This window comes from Shewanella sp. VK101 (assembly GCF_056497865.1).
In genome coordinates this window covers 1517033-1537416 of sequence record NZ_CM151402.1, presented here as the reverse complement: position 1 = coordinate 1537416, position 20384 = coordinate 1517033, and the positions used below count along the sequence as shown (strand labels likewise).

At 53.8% G+C, this 20384-nt stretch carries 16 protein-coding genes; 3 read left to right on the top strand and 13 right to left on the bottom strand.

Features of this window, described 5'->3' with window-relative positions:
* The first annotated feature begins 267 nt into the window (after positions 1-267).
* Positions 268-2826 (top strand): DNA mismatch repair protein MutS, encoded by a 2559-nt coding sequence (mutS, locus tag ACSHSR_RS06910; RefSeq protein WP_427916314.1) that lies wholly within the window; start codon positions 268-270, stop codon positions 2824-2826.
* 86 nt (positions 2827-2912) lie between these two features.
* Here mutS and rpoS read toward each other — a convergent pair whose 3' ends face one another.
* From rpoS to rlmD, 13 genes are all read right to left on the bottom strand, one after another.
* Positions 2913-3869, bottom strand: coding sequence for an RNA polymerase sigma factor RpoS (gene rpoS / locus ACSHSR_RS06905; protein WP_025889143.1), 957 nt, complete (start codon positions 3867-3869; stop codon positions 2913-2915).
* Between the two features lie 78 nt (positions 3870-3947).
* On the bottom strand, positions 3948-4859 hold the full coding sequence (locus tag ACSHSR_RS06900; protein ID WP_406818643.1) for a peptidoglycan DD-metalloendopeptidase family protein: 912 nt from the start codon (positions 4857-4859) through the stop codon (positions 3948-3950).
* Between the two features lie 54 nt (positions 4860-4913).
* Positions 4914-5549, bottom strand: coding sequence for a protein-L-isoaspartate(D-aspartate) O-methyltransferase (locus ACSHSR_RS06895; RefSeq protein WP_044734852.1), 636 nt, complete (start codon positions 5547-5549; stop codon positions 4914-4916).
* Positions 5546-6292, bottom strand: coding sequence for a 5'/3'-nucleotidase SurE (gene surE, locus ACSHSR_RS06890; protein ID WP_044734853.1), 747 nt, complete (start codon positions 6290-6292; stop codon positions 5546-5548). The genes ACSHSR_RS06895 and surE overlap by 4 nt, the downstream gene beginning before the upstream one ends.
* Complete coding sequence (truD, locus tag ACSHSR_RS06885) at positions 6289-7353, bottom strand: tRNA pseudouridine(13) synthase TruD (protein WP_208129241.1); 1065 nt, start codon at positions 7351-7353, stop codon at positions 6289-6291. Before truD ends, surE begins: the two co-directional genes overlap by 4 nt.
* A gap of 34 nt (positions 7354-7387) precedes the next feature.
* On the bottom strand, positions 7388-7867 hold the full coding sequence (ispF, locus tag ACSHSR_RS06880) for a 2-C-methyl-D-erythritol 2,4-cyclodiphosphate synthase (protein WP_025889135.1): 480 nt from the start codon (positions 7865-7867) through the stop codon (positions 7388-7390).
* A gap of 15 nt (positions 7868-7882) precedes the next feature.
* Positions 7883-8635 (bottom strand): 2-C-methyl-D-erythritol 4-phosphate cytidylyltransferase, encoded by a 753-nt coding sequence (gene ispD / locus ACSHSR_RS06875; RefSeq protein WP_190532651.1) that lies wholly within the window; start codon positions 8633-8635, stop codon positions 7883-7885.
* Positions 8636-8663: 28 nt separating this feature from the next.
* Positions 8664-8966, bottom strand: a complete 303-nt coding sequence (gene ftsB / locus ACSHSR_RS06870) for a cell division protein FtsB (protein WP_025011658.1) — start codon at positions 8964-8966, stop codon at positions 8664-8666.
* Positions 8967-9065: 99 nt separating this feature from the next.
* Complete coding sequence (eno, locus tag ACSHSR_RS06865) at positions 9066-10361, bottom strand: phosphopyruvate hydratase (RefSeq protein WP_025011657.1); 1296 nt, start codon at positions 10359-10361, stop codon at positions 9066-9068.
* A gap of 148 nt (positions 10362-10509) precedes the next feature.
* Positions 10510-12147 carry a CTP synthase gene (locus ACSHSR_RS06860; protein ID WP_028781516.1) on the bottom strand — a complete coding sequence of 546 codons (1638 nt, stop codon included), beginning with the start codon at positions 12145-12147 and terminating at the stop codon, positions 10510-10512.
* 157 nt (positions 12148-12304) lie between these two features.
* Positions 12305-13114, bottom strand: a complete 810-nt coding sequence (gene mazG / locus ACSHSR_RS06855) for a nucleoside triphosphate pyrophosphohydrolase (RefSeq protein WP_338402644.1) — start codon at positions 13112-13114, stop codon at positions 12305-12307.
* A 122-nt stretch (positions 13115-13236) separates the two neighbouring features.
* The gene (gene relA / locus ACSHSR_RS06850) at positions 13237-15447 is read right to left on the bottom strand and encodes a GTP diphosphokinase (RefSeq protein ID WP_044734857.1); all 2211 of its coding nucleotides are present in this window, start codon (positions 15445-15447) and stop codon (positions 13237-13239) included.
* A gap of 126 nt (positions 15448-15573) precedes the next feature.
* A complete protein-coding gene (gene rlmD, locus ACSHSR_RS06845; protein ID WP_479631370.1) occupies positions 15574-16911 on the bottom strand; it encodes a 23S rRNA (uracil(1939)-C(5))-methyltransferase RlmD in 1338 nt (445 codons plus the stop codon).
* 99 nt (positions 16912-17010) lie between these two features.
* Here rlmD and barA point away from each other — a divergent pair, with 99 nt between their 5' ends.
* Together barA and ACSHSR_RS06835 are read left to right on the top strand one after the other, a co-directional pair.
* Positions 17011-19794 carry a two-component sensor histidine kinase BarA gene (gene barA / locus ACSHSR_RS06840; protein WP_208242756.1) on the top strand — a complete coding sequence of 928 codons (2784 nt, stop codon included), beginning with the start codon at positions 17011-17013 and terminating at the stop codon, positions 19792-19794.
* The gene (locus tag ACSHSR_RS06835; protein WP_045283864.1) at positions 19784-20383 is read left to right on the top strand and encodes a YjaG family protein; all 600 of its coding nucleotides are present in this window, start codon (positions 19784-19786) and stop codon (positions 20381-20383) included. Before barA ends, ACSHSR_RS06835 begins: the two co-directional genes overlap by 11 nt.
* Position 20384: the final 1 nt, after the last annotated feature.

Genomic DNA, 20384 nt, shown 5'->3' with positions numbered 1-20384 from the left:
GCCGCTCCTTTTAAGAGCTTTGGCGTCAATACCAATCTGCCACCTAGTATACTGTACAATCATACAGCATCAAGTGCTGGTGATAATTTATTTAAAGGCCGCTTGCGGATCAATCACTTGTGACCGAGAGCATAAAATTTACCCGCCCACGACTGGTTCAGTGATGAATAACTGATACTATTGGCGCCATTGTCGAAAGGGCAACCGCTCTTGGAAAAACAGTCAAGGAAACATCTGAAAGCTCCCATGAATGCAGTGATCACGCCTATGGATAACCCGGATTTGGAAAAACACACCCCGATGATGCGCCAGTATCTGTCGATGAAGGCGCAGCATGCCGAAATGCTGCTGTTTTATCGCATGGGGGACTTTTACGAGCTGTTTTACGATGATGCCAAAAAAGCCTCCGAGCTCTTGGGTATTTCACTGACGGCCAGGGGCAAGAGTGGCGGCGATCCTATTCCTATGGCGGGTATTCCCTATCATGCGGTGGAAGGTTATCTCGCCAAGCTGGTGCAGCTCGGTGAGTCGGTTGCCATCTGTGAGCAGATTGGTGACCCGGCCACGTCCAAAGGGCCGGTCGAGCGCAAAGTGGTGCGCATAGTGACTCCCGGAACCCTCACCGATGAAGCGCTGCTGCAAGAACGTCAGGATAACTTGCTGGCCGCCGTCTACGAAGGCAAGAACGGTTTTGGCTACGCCACCTTGGATGTGGCCTCCGGCCGTTTTGTGATTGCCGAGCTGGCCACCCTTGAATCATTGGAGGCAGAGCTGCAACGCACCAAACCGGCCGAGCTGCTCTACAGCGAAGACTTTTCCCAACAAAGCCTGATCGCCGGCATCAAGGGCAAACGCCGTCGTCCCGAGTGGGAGTTTGACTTGGATACCAGCATGCGATTGTTGCTGGATCAGTTTGGCACCAAAGATCTGCGTGGTTTTGGCATAACAGACGCCAGGCTGTCACTGCAGGCCGCCGGCTGCCTGATGCAGTATGTCAAAGATACCCAGCGCACCGCCCTGCCCCATATCAATGCCATTACCCGCTTTAACCAGAGCGACAGCATAGTGTTGGATGCCGCCACCCGTCGGAATCTGGAACTGACGGTGAACCTTGCCGGTGGCCGGGACAATACTTTGGCTTCGGTGCTGGATGCAACCGCTACCCCCATGGGCAGTAGGATGTTACAGCGCTGGATCCATCAGCCACTCAGAGATCATCAACAGATAGGCCTGCGACAAACCGCGGTGGCAGAGTTGATTGCCAGCGGCCTGTTCGAACCGTTGCATGATGACCTCAAGGCGCTCGGTGATGTGGAGCGGATCATGGCGCGCCTGGCTCTGAGAAGCGCCCGCCCGAGAGACTTTGCCCGTCTGCGGCAAGCGCTGGCACTGTTGCCGCAACTGCAGCAACTATTGGCAAACACCCAAAGCCCCGAGCTTGGCCGTTTGAAACGCCAGCTCAGTGAATTCCCTGAAGAACTCGCGCTGCTGGAGCGGTCCATTGTCGACAACCCACCGGTACTCATTCGTGATGGCGGCGTGATCCGCGATGGTTATCATGCCGAACTGGATGAATGGCGCCGCCTCAGTGAAGGCGCCAGTGACTATCTGCAACAGTTGGAAGTCAGGGAAAAAGAGCAAACGGGAATAGCCACCCTGAAAGTCGGTTTCAACCGGGTACACGGCTACTATATCGAAGTTTCCCGCGGCCAGTCGGCGCTGGTGCCTCTGAGCTACCAAAGACGCCAGACATTGAAAAACACCGAGCGCTATATCATCCCCGAGCTGAAAGAGTATGAAGAGAAAGTACTCTCCAGTCAGGGCAAGGCGCTGGCACTGGAAAAACAGCTTTGGGACGAGCTGTTCGATCTCCTGCTGCCCAAGCTCAGCGAGTTGCAGGCCTTTGCCATGGCGGCGGCCGAGTTGGATGTACTGAGCAACTTTGCCGAGCGGGCCGACAGCCTCAACTACAACCAACCGGAGTTGAGCGATAAGCCGGGCATACATATTGAAGCCGGGCGTCACCCAGTAGTTGAGCGGGTCAGCCAGGCTCCCTTTATCGCCAACCCGGTAACCCTTAGCCCTGAGCGTAAAATGTTGGTGGTCACAGGCCCCAATATGGGCGGTAAGTCCACTTACATGCGTCAGGTGGCGCTGATCACCCTGATGGCGCATATCGGCAGTTTTGTGCCGGCAGATAAGGCGATTCTGGGGCCTGTTGACAGGATCTTTACCCGTATCGGTGCCTCGGACGATCTGGCCTCGGGCCGCTCCACCTTTATGGTGGAAATGACAGAAACGGCCAATATTCTCCACAATGCGACCGCTGAGAGTCTGGTGCTGATGGATGAGATTGGCCGCGGCACCTCCACCTATGACGGCTTGTCACTTGCCTGGTCGGCGGCAGAGTATCTGGCTCAGCGACTCGGCGCCATGACACTGTTTGCCACCCATTACTTCGAGCTGACTCAGTTGGCAGAATTGATGCCCCAGGTTGCCAATGTACATCTGGATGCCATGGAGCATGGCGACAGCATAGTCTTTATGCACGCAGTGCAGGAAGGGGCCGCCAGCAAGAGCTATGGTTTGCAGGTTGCTTCACTGGCCGGTGTTCCGGCCTCAGTGATCAAGGCCGCCAAATTGAAACTGCAGCAACTTGAAAGTCGCGATCACGGTCAAGAACCCCATGTCCCGGCGCAGGCCACACTGCAACTGGAAACGCCGCCATCTGAGCTTGAACTTCTGCTTGGCAGGCTGAAACCGGATGAACTCAGCCCAAGAGAGGCGCTGGACCTAATCTATAAACTCAAGGCGTTGGCAAACTAACTACAGCTTTTGCTGTGGCTTATAAATACAAGAAAGAAGGGACGAAACGCGTCCCTTCTTTTTATTACAAAGGATGGTAAGTTGCTTTAGGCCTTGAACAGGGCCTCTACCGACAACCCCTGAGAGGAGAGTATGTCGCGCAGGCGTTTCAATGCCTCCACCTGAATTTGCCGCACTCTTTCACGGGTCAGGCCAATTTCCGAGCCCACATCTTCCAGAGTAGAAGGTTCATATCCCAGTAGGCCAAAGCGTCTGGCAAGCACTTCTCTTTGCTTGGTATTGAGCTCATTGAGCCACTTAACCACTGAATTTGAAATGTCTTCTTCCTGCACCTGGGCATCCGGCGTCATCTCATCATCATCCGCCAACACATCGAGCAGAGCCTTGTCGTTGTCACCGCCTATCGGGGTGTCGACCGAGGTGATCCTCTCATTCAGCTTCAGCATCTTGCTGACATCACTGCTCGGCAGTTCCAGCTTTTCGGCTATCTCTTCGGCTGTGGGTTCGTGATCCAGCTTATGAGCCAACTCCCGGGCTGTACGCAGATACACATTGAGCTCTTTCACCACATGAATAGGCAGACGTATGGTGCGGGTCTGATTCATTATGGCTCGCTCTATGGTCTGGCGGATCCACCAGGTGGCATAAGTTGAGAAACGGAATCCGCGCTCGGGGTCGAACTTCTCTACGGCACGGATCAGACCAAGATTGCCTTCTTCAATCAGATCCAAGAGTGCCAAGCCACGGTTGTTGTAACGACGGGCTATTTTGACCACGAGGCGTAAATTACTTTCGATCATGCGGTTGCGTGATTTTTCACAACCTTTGAGGGCCTTGCGCGAGAAAAAGACTTCTTCTTCTGCACTCAGCAAGGGGGAAAATCCGATTTCACTCAGATAAAGTTGGGTCGCGTCTAAGTTCTTTTGCAGGTCATCCTGAACCATTTCGGCCAGAGCTTCTTCCTTCTTCGACGCCACTTCCGTGTCGTTTACGGATAAATCTACAAGCTCTTCCACGGGTGCGCTAGCATTTTTGCGGCTCATAATATTCTCTCCCAAACCTTAACAAACTAATTTACATCGCTTTTTATCCTCCATATGCCAACTTTGGCTCCCAAACAATCAGCGTTTGGGTAAATAATTAAGTGGATTAACAGACTGACCATGGTAGCGGATCTCAAAGTGCAGCATGACCTGGTTGGTGCCTGTACTTCCCATCTTCGCAACAGTTTGCCCGGCGGACACATGCTGCTTTTCCTTGACCAAGATCTTATCGGCGTGGGCGTAAGCACTGAGATAGTCATCACTATGCTTGATAATGACGAGGTTTCCATAACCCCGCAAAGCATTACCCGCATAGACTACCCGACCATCGGCAGTGGCTTTAATAATATCGCCTCGGTTGCCGGCTATCTTGATTCCTTTGTTTCCCTGCTCTTTGGCAGAGAAGGCGCCAATCACTCGACCATTGACTGGCCATATCCAGCGACTGACTTTGTCCGGCAGAGTCGAACTCGGCTTGTGGACAACATGATTAACATTCTGTTTACCATTAGATACAGGGTAAGCAGACTTTGGTTTGGGATCAAGTGTTTTTTTCGGCTTATTTTGCTTGGCTTGAGCGACGGCCTGCTTCTGCTTAACCGTCTGTTTTTTATAGATCTTATCTTTTGGTTTTTGAGGTTTGGATTTGGAGTTTTTACTCGAATTCGGCTTCGAATTCGATTTAACATTTTTTTTACCATCGAGAATAAGCACTTGGCCAGGGTAGATGGTATAAGACTTATCTAGCTGATTTAACTTGGCTATTTGTGAATAGTCTTTACCGGCCCCCCAAGCGATGGAGTAGAGGGTATCGCCCTTTTTCACCTTATAGGTGTCAGAGCGAATAGAGCCTCTTTCAATCGCCGGCCGTTTTACGCCATAAATGGATTCGACCGGAGCCGGCCTGTGAGCCTGAAAACTGCATCCAGAAACCAGAGTGACCAATAGCACTGAGCCAAGGCGACAAAGAAATGACGCCTTTTTATGCAGAAACTGGCTAGAATGCAATGGGCTCAAGAATACTCCTGCATGCTTTAATGACTATCAGGCCAAACCGCCACTGATTAAGGGAACAAATTTTACCGCTTCGACCACTTGGGAAATAAACTGTCCCCTCTCCCGGCGGATCTTCAGCAACTGTTGGCTCTCATCACCAACGGGAATCACCAGTACGCCCCCCTCTGCCAACTGTTCCAGCAAGGCTGTGGGAATGTCAGAGGCCGCCGCTGTCACCATGATGGCATCGAAGGGCGCCCTGTTGGGCCAACCTTGCCAGCCATCACCGTATTTGAAGGCCACATTATGCAGATCCAAGCGTTTGAGGCGTTGGCGAGCCTGAATTTGCAGGCTTTTGATCCGCTCAACCGTGCAAAGCTCTGGCACCAACTGCGCCAGCACCGCCGCCTGATATCCTGATCCGGTACCTATTTCAAGCACCTTGGCAGGATTATGCTCCAACAATAACTCCGTCATTCTCGCCACAATGTAAGGCTGGGATATGGTTTGGCCCGAGCCTATGGGTAGAGCGGTGTTTTCATAAGCCTTGTGCGCCAAGGCACCATCAAGAAACAACTCTCTGGGGGTTTTGGCCACCACCTGCAACAGACCCGGGTGACGGATCCCTGCTTCCTGCAGTTTTCTGGTTAAGTTCAGTGCCGATGTGGAGGCTACCCGGGTCATAGTTTTTCTATCCAGTGTTGCAATTGTGAAAGCTGCCGATAGGCGGTTAAATCTACAGTTAATGGGGTGATGGATACATATCCCTGAGACACGGCATAAAAGTCTGTGTCTTCACCCACATCCAGTTCAATCCCGGGTGGCCCCAACCAAAACACCTCGCGGCCGTGAGGATCTCTGGCTCTGACCATACCCTCAGCCTTATGGCGGGCGCCGAGCCGAGTAACCCGTATCCCCTTGATTTCATCGAGAGGCAGATCCGGCACATTGATATTGAGGATCTGATCCGAGGCAATAGGATGCTTCTTAAGCCCCATGATGATCTTCACCGCATAGGCCGCCGCACTGTCATAATGCGTAAGCTCACGGCCCACCAAGGATACGGCCACTGCCGGCAACCCCAGAAAACGCCCTTCCATCGCCGCCGCCACTGTGCCTGAGTAGAGGGTATCGTCTCCCATATTGGCACCGGCATTGATCCCCGAGACCACCATGTCGGGTTCGCCTTCATAGAGTTCACGAATCGCCAGATGAACGCAATCGGTTGGCGTGCCGTTTACCGAGATGTAGCCATTGTCTAACTTATTAATCCTTAAGGGATTCGTCAAGGTTAAAGAGTTACTGGCACCGGAGCAGTTGCGATCCGGCGCCACAGTGAGCACTTCGGCAACGGCTGACAAGGCTTCCGATAGGGCGCGGATCCCAGGAGCCGTTACCCCATCATCGTTGCTGACCAAGATTTTCATGCAGGGTTTCCTTCCTGAGCCGCCTGGCGCTCACGCCACAGACGTTCGGTCACATCATCATAGTCGAGCAGTTCCCGCAGCACTGAGGTTGCAAAGCTGCCGGCGGGAAGGCTGAACTCCAGCTCCAGTGTGTCCGGCTCGATAAACTGGTACTTCATCCCTTCGGGACGCAACAACAGTGGTCGCCTTTCCTGCTCGAGCCCGGCTTTTTCCAGGCCTTCACAATCAGCGCTGTATTCGGCCAGAACCTGAGCCTCAAAGGCCAAGGCATCGGCACTGCTGAGTGGCTGCCCCCTACCCCACATGGGCGCCGACAGCAAAATATCTTTCTCTGCCAGCCTTTGTTGCAACACCCCATCCCAGCGCTCGGCAACAAAGAAGCTGCGGCTGCCGGCCAGCATGACACAATCACCGTCCAGACACTCAAGCCCATGGGTCGCCAGGCGCTGAGATACCAGTTGATTAAACAATAATGAGCGCAGCGCCGACAGGTAGATGGAGCGCTTGTTTCTGTCTTTCACCTTGCGCCCCTGCAGCATCTGCCGCGCCATTTCTATGTTGCGGCCGTTGTGGCCAAAGCGCTGTTCACCGAAATAGTTGGGTACGCCCCCCTCGGCAATCGACTCCAGCCGCTGCAATACATCTTCCGGCTGAGTTATCTGGCGCAGAACCAGCTTGAAACGGTTACCGGAAAGCGCACCAATGCGCAGCTTCTTGTTATGACGCGCCGCACTCAATACCGTGATGGACTCACTGTTGAGACTCAGCCAATCCGGTGTTTCTTTCCCCGGAATTCGTACGCCGAACCACTGCTCTGTGATGGCATTCTTATCCTTCTGGCCGGCAAAGGTCACCTCTTTGGGATGCACCTTGGCCAATTTGGCCAGCATCTCGGCCACCTGAACCGTATTCAGGCCATCTTTACGAATATGCAGCAGATGGTGCTCACCCTCGCCCGAGGGCAGAAAAGGCAGTATTTCCTGCACCTGAAAATCGCTGTTGCTGGTGCGCATATCGCCTTTGGAGAGCGGCTTGCCATAGAGAAAGTGTAATGAATTCATCTTATTTGAATCTTTTCCTGTAAATGAGTCGGTATTACATACCGAACATCAGCACCACGGCTTCTACCGCAATGCCTTCACCTCGGCCGGTAAAGCCGAGTTTTTCTGTAGTGGTTGCCTTGACGTTGATGGAATCGAGATCTGTGTGCAGATCTTCGGCCAACATCTGTCGAATGGCTTCAATATGCGGCGCCATCTTGGGCGCCTGGGCAATAATGGTCACATCCAGGTTGCCGAGACGAAAGCCTTTGTCCAGTGCCAGGCGGTAACAATGACGCAGCAGCACCCGGCTGTCGGCTCCCTTGAATTCGGCATCTGTATCGGGAAAGTGTTTACCTATGTCACCAAGTGCCATGGCGCCGAGTATCGCATCTGAAATCGCGTGCAATACCACATCACCATCCGAGTGCGCCAACAGGCCTGTGTGGTGCGGCACTTCCACCCCACCCAGGACCAAGGGCGGCTCACCACCGAATTTATGTACATCAAAACCGTGTCCAATACGTATATTCATTGCTTGTTCCTGTATTCAGTTGCCCCGCTGATGCGCCAGATAAAGCGCTGCCAGCGGCAAGTCGTCCGGATGGGTTACCTTGATATTGTCACTGCGGCCGCTGATAAGTGCCGGGTGTACTCCGCGCCACTCCATCGCCGAGGCTTCGTCTGTCACCAGCACACCGGCGGCCAGCGCCGCTTTCAGCGCCTCGGTCAAAGTAAGCAGTGGAAACAGCTGCGGTGTTAGCGCATGCCAGAGTGCTTCTCTGGCAACCGTTTCACTGATGCAGCCATCAACGCCGCTGCGTTTCATGGTGTCGCGCACCGGCGCAGCCAGTATCGCCCCCTGAGGATGTTGTTTTCGTGAAGCAAGCAGCTTATCAATATCGCCATGGGTCAGGCAGGGTCTGGCGGCATCGTGTACCAGGGCCCAGGTATTGGCGGGCAATGGCTTGTCGGCTACCAGGCTCTCAAGCGCCGCCAACACAGAATCGGCCCGCTCTTTGCCGCCGGTGACTGTCTCCAACTTGGGATGACTGGCCACCGCCAGTTTGCCAAAGAAGCTATCTTCCGGGTTCAGCGCCACTATCACCCTTGAGATGCCGTTGTGACTCAGCAACCCCTTGAGGGTTTGCTCCAAAATGCAGGAGCCGGCAAGTGGCAGATACTGCTTGGGACAGTCGGCGCCCATGCGACTGCCTATTCCCGCTGCCGGTACTATGGCAATCACTGGTTCATCACTGGGGACCCCGGCCGCTATGGTTCGGGAGGAAATAGATTCGCTCATGGATATCCGTTATGTTGAAATTGGGCCGCTACTGACTGGCCAAAGACATGGAACGCTGCTCACCACCAACAACCCGATAAAAGGTTTCACCCTTCTTGATTAACCCCAGCTCATTGCGGGCACGCTCTTCCAGGGCTTCGGTACCGCTGCGCAGATCGCGGATCTCCTCTTTCAATACCTGGTTACGCTCTTCGAGCCTGGCATTGCTGTCATTTTGAGCCGCTATCTGCTGCTCAAGATGGAAGTACTCCGGCAGACTGTTTTCTCCCAGCCAAAGACGATATTGCAGTAGCCCCAGCAACAAGGCGATGACAAAAAGCAGTCGTTTCATGGTGATAAATTCAGCTCATGCCCTAAAAAATACGATTAGTGTTGATAGTACAACAAAAAAGGCCACCAAGTGGCGGCCTTTTGTAGCTGGGGGCGAAAATTACGCCTGACCTTTGATCTCACTCAGGCCGCGGTAGGCTGCCTTGGCGCCCAGTTGCTCTTCAATACGCAGCAGCTGGTTGTACTTGGCAACACGGTCAGAGCGGCACAGAGAGCCGGTCTTGATCTGGCCGGCTGCGGTACCTACTGCCAAGTCGGCAATGGTCGCATCTTCAGTTTCACCTGAGCGGTGAGAGATAACGGCGGTGTAACCGGCTTCCTTGGCCATGCGGATAGCGGCCAGAGTCTCGGTCAGAGAACCTATCTGGTTGAACTTGATCAGAATCGAGTTGGCAACACCCTGCTCGATACCGCGAGACAGGATCTTGGTGTTGGTCACGAACAGGTCATCACCCACCAGCTGGATCTTGTCACCAAGGATCTTGGTCTGGTAAGCCCAGCCATCCCAATCAGACTCATCCAAGCCATCTTCGATAGAAACGATAGGATACTGCTCGGTCAGCGACTTGAGGAAGTCAGAGAAACCGTTGGAATCGAATACCTTGCCTTCACCGGCCAGGTCATACTTACCGTCTTTGTAGAACTCGGAAGCCGCACAATCCAGCGCCAGAGTCACATCTGTACCCAGTTTGTAGCCAGCAGCTTCAACGGCTTCTTTGATAACAGCCAGGGCATCGGCGTTGGATGACAGGTTAGGCGCAAAACCGCCTTCGTCACCCACGGCAGTGTTCAGGCCCTTGGACTTGAGCACCTTCTTCAGGTTGTGGAAGATTTCAGCGCCCATACGCAGGGCTTCACGGAAACTCTTGGCACCAACTGGCTGTACCATGAATTCCTGAATGTCGACGTTGTTGTCGGCATGCTCACCACCGTTCAAGATGTTCATCATAGGAACCGGCATGCTGTACTGGCCAGGAGTCCCGTTCAGTTCGGCGATGTGAGCGTAAAGCGGCATACCTTTGAAGGCAGCAGCGGCCTTGGCAGCAGCCAAAGACACAGCCAGAATGGCGTTGGCGCCCAGCTTGTCTTTGTTTTCGGTGCCGTCCAGCGCGATCATGATGCCATCCAGCTCGGCTTGAGCCGTGGCATCTTTACCCAGCAGGGCTTCACGGATAGGACCGTTGACATTGTCAACAGCCTTGAGCACGCCTTTACCCAGATAGCGGGCCTTGTCGCCATCGCGCAGTTCCAGCGCTTCACGGCTACCGGTAGAAGCGCCTGATGGAGCTGCTGCCATGCCGATGAAACCACCTTCCAGATGCACTTCAGCTTCTACAGTGGGGTTACCGCGAGAATCCATGATTTCGCGTCCAATGACGTTAATGATCTTAGCCATAATGTCCTCGATTAAAGTTAAAGAAAAAACCCATACCCATCTGAGCGTTCAGCGTCTCTCATATGGGTATTGGACTTTCACTTCACACTTCCCGGCGCGGCCGGGGATGAAAAAGCCGGAGCTGCCATAGCAGTCCGGCTCTTCTAGTTTAACCCAGATTACGCTTTTGGTAAGTACTGGCGGCGGCGACAAAACCTTCAAACAGCGGGTGCCCGTCGCGAGGTGTGGAGGTGAATTCCGGATGGAACTGACCGGCAACAAACCAAGGGTGACCAGGTATCTCGATCATCTCTACCAGCTTGCGATCCGAAGACAAGCCACTGAATACCAGGCCGGCTTTTTCCAGACGCTCACGGAAGGCGTTGTTCACTTCGTAACGATGGCGGTGACGCTCGATACAGGTGTTGCTCTTATAAGCCGCAGCGGCCTTGGTGCCTTCAATTAGATGGCACAGCTGAGCGCCAAGACGCATGGTACCGCCAAGATCTGAGGCCTCGTCACGCTGCTCCAGATTGCCTTCTTCATCGATCCATTCGGTGATCAGGCCCACAACAGGGAACGGGGTTTCCTTGTTGAATTCGGTAGAGTGGGCACCTTCCATGCCGGCGACATGACGGGCGAATTCAATCAGGGCAACCTGCATACCCAAACAGATACCAAAGTATGGCAGTTCGTTTTCACGGGCGTATTGAGCGGCAAGGATCTTACCTTCAACACCACGCTCACCAAAACCGCCGGGAACCAGAATGCCATCCAGACCTTCCAGCACTTCAACGCCTTTGACTTCAACAGTCTGGGAGTCGATATACTTGATGTTCACCGAAACCCGGTTTTTGAGGCCGGCATGCTTCAACGCTTCGTTGACTGACTTGTAGGCATCCGGCAGTTCGATGTACTTGCCGACCATACCTATGGTCACTTCATTGTTTGGATTGGCTTCCTGATAAACCACGTTTTCCCATTCGGACAGATCGGCTTCAGGGCAGCTCAGGCCAAAGCGCTTGACTACCAGCTCATCCAGCCCTTGTGAGCGCAGCAGCGCCGGGATCTTGTAGATGGAATCCACGTCTTTGAGGGAGATAACCGCCCGCTCTTCAACATTACAGAACAGGGAGATTTTGGCTCTCTCTGTGGCTGGAATAGCGCGGTCGCCACGGCAAACCAGAATATCCGGCGCAATACCGATAGAACGCAGCTCTTTAACTGAATGCTGAGTCGGCTTGGTTTTCACTTCCTGAGCCGGGCCGATAAAAGGCACCAGAGTCAGATGCATAAACAGGCTGCGATCGCGGCCCAGTTCAACACCCAACTGACGGATAGACTCGAGGAAAGGCAGAGATTCGATATCACCCACAGTACCACCGATTTCAACGATGGCGACATCATGGCCTTCACCGCCTTCGAGGACTTTTTCCTTGATGGCATTGGTGATGTGCGGAATAACCTGAATAGTGGCACCCAGGTAGTCACCACGACGCTCCTTGCGCAGCACTTCCTCGTAGATACGACCTGTAGTGAAGTTGTTGCGGCGGTTCATCTTGGTACGGATGAAACGCTCATAGTGGCCCAAGTCCAGATCTGTCTCTGCGCCGTCCTCAGTGACAAATACTTCCCCGTGTTGGGTTGGGCTCATAGTTCCCGGATCAACGTTGATGTAAGGATCCAGCTTCATGATGGTTACATTCAGGCCTCTGGCCTCTAAAATTGCCGCGAGCGATGCTGCTGCAATGCCTTTACCTAGTGATGAAACAACGCCACCAGTAACGAAGATATACCTTGTAGTCATGCTGAACCTGAGAAAAAAGAATGATAAATAGGTGCTCGAATGAAAGCACCAGGACGGGGCGACAGTATATCAAAGCCCCTGCCATTTACCAAACAGGAATGACGATAATTTTTACGCTCTGATCTCATTCGCGCATTTTTAATCCAGGCTTCGCCTTCTACTGGATTTCACCGCGCTCTTCACGCTTGACCTGATCCCAATAAGCATCCAGTGCCTGCAGATCATGTTCTTCAAACGGCTTGCCGCTGGCATTGGCTTTTTGCTCGACAGCACGAAAACGCCGCTCAAACTTGTTGTTGGCCCCTCTGAGAGCCTGCTCGGGATCCACCCCCAAGTGGCGCGCCAGATTCACCGCAGCAAACAGCAAGTCGCCCACTTCATCCTCAATCCTGGCCTTATCCGGCGTGGCTTGACGTGCTTCGTGCAACACTTCTTCAATCTCTTCCTGTACCTTGCCGACCACAGGCTCGAGCTCGGGCCAATCAAAGCCTACCCGGGCGACCCGCTTTTGGATCTTACCCGCCCGCGCCAACGCCGGCAGCGCCTTGGGAATATCGTCCAGCACTGAGTGCAGCTCGCGCCCGGCACGCTCTGCCGCCTTGATACGCTCCCAGTTGTTCTTGGCATCCGGCGCCGAGTCAAAACTCAAGTCGGTATCGACGGCAAACACATGGGGATGACGATTGATAAGCTTATTACATATCCGCTCAAGCACAGTGGCGAAATCAAACCAGCCCTTTTCCTTGCCAAGCTGACAATAGAACACCACCTGAAACAGCAGATCGCCAAGCTCAGAAGGTAACTCCTGCCAGTCGCGGCTCTCTATGGCGTCGGCCACTTCATAGGCTTCTTCTAGGGTGTAGGGCACTATGGAGTCAAAATCCTGCGCCCTGTCCCAGGGGCAACCCAGCTCAGGGTCCCTGAGCTTTGCCATAATCTCAAGCAATGCATTGATATCTGCCGCCACCGCCGCTACTCCTTTGTTGCTAATACGCTTACCAATCCAACGACTCTTTGATAAGTCTTAAAAAACAGCAGGACGCAACCTATGCGTCCTGTTTTAAATACCGGTCGAATACCGAACTGGCCTCAGAGCCTGCGGGCTTCTATTACCCCGTCTATCTGGGTCAGCTTGGAGATAACCCGGGATAAACCGTCGAGGTTATAAAGCTCCATCTCAAGTTCAATGGCCGCAGTCTGGTTCTTGAGATCCGATGAGGAACTCATCGCCAGCACATTGGACTTTTCCGCCGCCAGCACAGAGGTGAGATCCCGCAGCAGACCGGTTCTGTCATTGGCCACCACTCGAATACGGATTTTGTAGCCGCCGGAGTAGTTTTCACCCCAGACCACATCCACTACCCGCTCGGGATGGGCACGCATCAGTTCCTTGACCTGCTCACAATCGGCTCTGTGCACCGAAATACCGCGCCCCTTGGTAATAAAACCGAAAATTTCATCACCGGGCACCGGCTGACAACAGCGCGCCAGATGGCTCATCAGATTACCGACACCATTGACCTCTATCTGGCCGCGATTGGCGCCTATGGGTTTCTGCTGACCTTTCTTGACCAGCTCTTCCACCGCCTCTTCGTCAGAAGGCTCCTGAGTCCTGAGCCGGCTCTGTACATGATTGACCACTTGGTTGAGGCGCACATCGCCGCCACCTATGGCCGCCAACAGGTCATCCATGTTGGTCATGTTGAAGCGCTCAATTGCGCTGCCGACATCCTTGAGTGTCAGCCCCACCCGCGCCAGTTCGGCTTCCAGCATCTCGCGTCCGGCCACCAAGTTCTTGTCCCTGTCCTGCTGCTTGAACCAGTGTTGGATCTTGCTGCGGGCTCTGGAGGTCTTGATATAACCCAGGTTGGGGTTAAGCCAATCCCGCTTCGGATTGGGATGCTTGGAGGTGATGATCTCGATGCGTTCACCGGTTTCCACCTGGTAGGTGAACGGCACTATGCGGCCATCGACCTTGGCGCCAATACACTTGTGGCCCACCTGGGAGTGGATATAGTAGGCAAAGTCCAGCACGGTTGAGCCGGCTGGCAAGTCCACCACTTCACCGGACGGGGTAAACACATAGACCCTGTCTTCGAAGACCTGGGCACGGATCTCCTCCACCAGGTTGCCGCTCTCGACCACATCTTCCTGCCACTGCAAAATCTTGCGCAGCCAGTTGATCTTCTCTTCATAGCCACTCTGTTTGCCGGAGTGATTGCCCTCTTTATATTTCCAGTGAGCCGCCACCCCGAGCTCGGCATCTTCATGCATCTGCTGGGTACGAATTTGGATTTCGACTGTTTTGCCCTCCGGTCCCACCACCACAGTGTGAATCGACTGGTAGCCGTTGGGTTTGGGATTGGCAATATAGTCGTCAAACTCTCTGGGAATATGGTGCCAAAGGGTATGCACTACACCGAGCGCGCCGTAGCAGTCCTGCAGCCGGTCGGTGACGATTCGCACCGCACGCACGTCAAACAGCTCGTCAAATTTAAGCTGCTTGCCGCGCATCTTGCGCCAGATGGAGTAGATATGTTTGGGGCGGCCATAGACCTTGGCACGAATGCCTTCTTCATCCAGCCGCGTTTGCAACTGATTGACAAAGTTGTCGATAAAGACTTCACGGTCCAGGCGCTTGCCGTCCAGCTGCTTGGCAATCTCTTTATAGGTCTCGGGATGCAGATAACGAAATGAAATATCCTCCAGCTCCCACTTGAGCTGACCTATGCCCAAACGGTTGGCCAGCGGCGCGTAGATGTCGGCAATTTCCCGGGCCAGCAATACCCGGGTTTCTTCATCGTCGTTTTTCACGGCCCGCAGCAGGCATACCCGCTCGGCCAGTTTGATCACCACTGCGCGTACATCTTCCACCATGGCCAGCAACATCTTGCGGATATTGTCGATTTGCGGTTCGCTGCTGCGGCTGTCATTGCCCACCTTGAGTGCACCTATGGCATCCATGGTCTTGACGCTGTTGACCAAGGTAGCCAACTCGGGACCAAAGTCTTCGGTGAGCTTGGCTTCATCGACTATGCCCACCTCGAAAAACACAAATAAGATGGCGGCCTGCAGGGTTTCGATATCCATGTTGAGCGGCGCGAGGATCTCTATCATCTCCCGCGCCTTGGCCTGCAGCTCGGCTTTGGGACGCTTGCACTTACCCATAGGCAGTGCTTCCACCTTGGCTATCAGCTCCAACAAACGCCCGGCATCGGCGGAGTCGGCCACATAACGATTAACCCACTCATCCAGATTGAAATCAGGATCCTTAAAGTGTGCTTCGCGAACAGATACCATCTCACCTTCCTTTAGTGTCCGATTAACAGACTCAACAAGACTCCCTATCTTGAGCATACCCGATGGGATGTCAAACCCCCGTGAGTACCTTTATTGATAAAATTGACTCGATAGACAATAAAAGCATCAATTCCGCACAAACAAGGCCATGGCTTCGGTGTGATGGGTCTGGGGGAACATGTCCAACACACTGAGGCGCTCCAGGCGATAGCCTTGCTCAAGCAACAAGACGCTGTCCCGCGCCAGGCTCGCCGGGTTGCAGGAGACATACACCACTCGCTCGGGCGCGATGTTTTTCAGATAAGAAAGCGTCTCATAAGCACCGGCCCGGGCGGGATCCAGCAACAGTTTATCCACCTTGCCAAGCCAGGGCTCGGCCGAGAGGTCGGCGCTGAGATCGGCGCAAAAGAACTGCAACTCTTCAAGCCCTGCCTGTTTGGCATTTTGTCTGGCCTGCTCAACCATGGCAGGCACGCCCTCGACACCTGTGACCCTAACGCCGGTGGCCGCCAGCGGTAGGCTGAAGTTACCCATGCCGCAGAAGAGGTCCAGTATGTGCTCGCCGGCCTTGGGTTGCAGCCAATCTATGGCCTTGGCCACCATGGCGCGGTTTACTTCACCATTGACCTGAATAAAATTCCCCGGATTAAACTTAAGCATCAGCTCATCGCCATCGGCGCCGGGCAAGCGATAGCTTGGCTGATTGCCCGTAAGGTACTCACACTCACCCTGATTGTCCTGCAGCACCAACTGTAATCGTTGCTGCCCGGCAAAAGCCTTGAGCTTTTCCTTGTCTTTATTCACCAGTGGCCGGGTAATTCTCAGCACCACAAAACGACCGGCTTCGGTTTCAATCAGTTCCACATGACCAAGCTGAGCCACGCCCTGCAAGTGAGCAAGTTGCGCTGCCAACGGCTTTATCAGTTCCGACAACGAAGCCGCCAATACAGGACATTCGCCAATGGCAACTACTTTGCTGCTGGACTTGGCCCTGAACCCCAGGGTGAATTCGCGACTTTGTTTGTCATACCAAGTCGCCAGTCTGGCCTTGCGTCTATAATGCCAAGGGGCGGAAGCCAGCTCGCCTATCTCCGGCAGCTCGGATAGGCCAGAGAGTTTGGCAAACAACTCGGCCAGGGCCCGGCGCTTGTGCTGCCGCTGGCTCAAATCTGACAAGTGTTGCAGATCGCAGCCGCCGCAAAGCGCATAATGGGGGCATTGGGGTTCAACCCGCTCCGGCGATGTTTGGGTGATGCGGATGAGTTTGCCCCTGGCATAGTTCTTTTTTTGTTCGGTGAGCTGCACCTCGGCGCTCTCACCGGGTAACAAGCCGGGAATAAACACCACTTTGCCCTGATATTGACCGATCCCGGCACCCTGATGATCCAATCCGGAAGCCGTGAGTGACAGTTTTGCGGAGACTTTCTTGGATCTGTTTGGTTTTTCTCTAAAAAATTGTGCCATCTAGGCCCCTGAAACAATAAAAAACTGGCAAAGACGCCGGGATATCTGGCAGTCTATCTATAGCCGTAAAACAAACTATCTGGAATACCTATACTGCCCATGAACAGTGCGAATAACATGACCAAGTACAGCCTCAGATCCTGGGTGCTGGTATTGGCCCTGGCTCCTACCATTTTGGTCGGTATTCTTCTGGGCAGTTACTTTACCATAAATCGCTTTTATGAGCTTGAAGATACGCTCATAGAACAGGGCAGCAATATCATAGAGCCGCTGGCTATCGCCAGTGAGGTAGGCCTGGCCGCCAATAACCGCGAGGCCACCAAACGCCTACTCGCCGCGGCTCAGCTCAACAAGTCGACCCTGGTGAAATCCATCGCCATCTTCGATGCCGACAATCAACTGTTTGTCACCTCCCACTATCACAAAGACTTTGAGATTATGCGCTACAAGGGCGCCATCTCGGATCTGGCCCGTACCGAGTACGATCAGGTAGGCGACAGTCTGGTGCTGAGAGCGCCTATTTTCGCCGCCGGCAGTCTGCTGGCGGTAGACGATGCTCCCGGCTTCAATGAGAAACCTCTGGGTTATATCTCTTTGCTGCTCAACAAGGAAAAGGCGCTGCTGGAACAGCACAGAGCCGCGGTGGCGGCTTTTATCATAGTGCTTATCGGGGTGCAGCTGAATCTGCTGTTCACCTTCCGTTTGGTAAAGAATGTGACTCAGCCAATCACAGACATGGTGCGGGTGGTGGCCAAAATCCGCGAGGGCAAGCTGGATACCCGGCTGGAGGGCAATCTCATTGGTGAGCTGGATCTGCTCAAACGGGGGATTAACGCCATGGCGGGCTCCTTGTCGGAATACCATGACGAGATGCAGCAGAATATCGATCAGGCGACCTCGGATCTCAGGGAAACCCTGGAGCAGATTGAAATTCAGAACGTTGAACTGGACTTGGCCAAGAAACGGGCACTGGAAGCCAGCAGAATAAAATCTGAATTTTTGGCCAACATGTCCCACGAACTGAGAACGCCGCTCAATGGCGTGATAGGTTTTGCCCGTCAACTATTGAAAACGCCGCTGCACGCCAGCCAGATGGAATATATTCGCACCATTGAACGCAGTGCCACCAACCTGCTGAGCATCATTAACGACATCCTCGACTTCTCCAAGTTGGAAGCCGGCAAAATGGTGCTGGAAACCATGCCGTTTGCCCTCAGGGAAACCCTGGATGACACCATGATGCTGCTGGCCGGTTCTGCCCACGAGAAGGGGCTGGAACTTGTGGTGGATGTAGCCCCGGAAGTGCCGGATGCCGTCAGCGGCGATGCCATGCGGGTGGGTCAGATCATCACAAATCTGGTGGGCAATGCCATCAAGTTTACCGATCAGGGCAGCGTGCTGTTGAAGGTGGATATCAGCAACATCAAGGAAGACAAGTTGCTGCTGCACTGTGAGGTGTCAGATACAGGTATTGGCATTGAAGAAAGCCAGCAGGAGTTGCTGTTTCAGGCGTTCGGCCAGGCCGATTCATCTATCTCACGCCGCTTCGGCGGTACCGGCCTTGGGCTGGTGATCACCAAACGCCTCATTAACCAGATGGGCGGCCAGATAGGCTTTAGCTCCCGGGTGGGTAAAGGCTCCACCTTCTGGTTTACCCTGCCACTGATGACCAGCCAGTTCCCAATAGGTGAGCCGCTGCCACTGGAGCAGCTCAGAGGTAAGACGGTATTACTGTTTGAACCCAGGCCCTTGACCCGCTCTGTGCTCAACCGCCGCCTGCAACAATGGCAGATGCAGGTCAACAGTGTTCACACTGTGCCGCAATTGGAAGCCGAGCTTGCTCAAGACAAGGCGCATTTCCACTATGTGCTGCTCGGCTGTCACGGTTTCGATGGCCCGACTCAGCTGCAGGCAGTGCTCAAGAGTGCCAGACAGGTGACCGAGGCCCTTATTGCGCTGTTCGACTGCCATGATCAAGAGGCACTGGAGCGCTATATTCGCCCTGTGGTAGACCTTGTTCTGAGCATTCCTGCCAGCGAATATCTGATGGCACGCAACATGATTTATCTGCCACAGGAATCTGAACTCAAGCCTGCCCTGCCCAAACTGGTTGAGCCGCAGCAACGCCACAAACTCAATGTGCTGGCGGTGGATGACAACCCGGCCAATCTCAAGCTGATTGACACCCTGCTCGATGAATTGGTTACAGGGGTGACCACCGCCAGTAATGGCGAGCAGGCGGTGAATCTGGCCAAACAGCGTAGCTTTGATTTGATTTTTATGGATATCCAGATGCCGGGAACCGATGGCATTACCGCCACCCGGCTTATTCGTCAGGACTCGTTGAACCGCAATACCCCCATCATTGCGGTGACGGCTCACGCCATCAATGAGGAGCGCGAGCGGATCCTAAATAGCGGCATGGATGGCTACCTGCCCAAGCCCATAGATGAAGCCGCACTGAAAGGAGTGATCAGCCGCTGGATTACCCGCCCCAAGTTTACCCATTTTGACCAGCACACCCTCAACTGGGAGCTGTGTCTGACCCAGGCCAATCAGAAACAGGATCTGGCGCTGGATATGCTCAGAATGCTAATTGATTCCATGCCGGACACCACCAGCAACATCCAGGAATCGCTGGAGCAGGATGACGCCGCCAAAATGAAGGCCTGTGTCCACAAACTGCACGGTGCCTGTTGCTACTGCGGCGTACCGACGTTGCAAAAACTCTGTCAGACTGTGGAAGGCGGTCTCAAGCAAGGCAGCAGCATTGCCGAGCTGGAGCCGGAAATACTGGAGTTACTTGATGAGTTAACTAAGGTAGAATCTGCGGCAAAACAAGTGATATCCCAACTTTCGATGGATTTAACCGATGACAACTAAACCGGGCTTCTTTAAACGCCTAAAGGCGCTGGAACTGCCACAAAAGAAACTCTTTGCCGTGGCGCTGTGCCAGCGTATGTACCCCAACTACCAACTGTTTTCCGAGGTGTGTGAATTCGGCGATCCCCAGGTATTGGATACGGTACTCAACCTGTTGTGGCAGTCTTTATATGACCGCAAACTCAAGCTGAACCTTGAACTGCAGATGGCAAAACTGGAAGAAAACACCCCGGAGCCGACCCAATTCGACGCCTATGGAGCCTACCCGGCGATGGATGCCGCTGTGGCACTCAGTTCACTGCTGGGCGCACTGGAAAGCAAGGTGGAAGACGACATCACCAATATCTCCAAGCTGTCATCCGGTACCGTGGCCCACTATATCGAAGCCATAGCCGATCCCGAATTGGATGGTGAAGCATTGGACGAGTTTGTATTCAACCACGAAGTGATGCAGGAAGAGCGCGAATTGCAGGGATCCTTGCTGGAAATAATCGAGGAAAACCCGCAGATAACGGCGGAGTTTGTCAAAGCACTGCGCAAGGAAATCGTCATGAGCGGCGTATCCAACATAGGGATCAGCGCTCAATAAG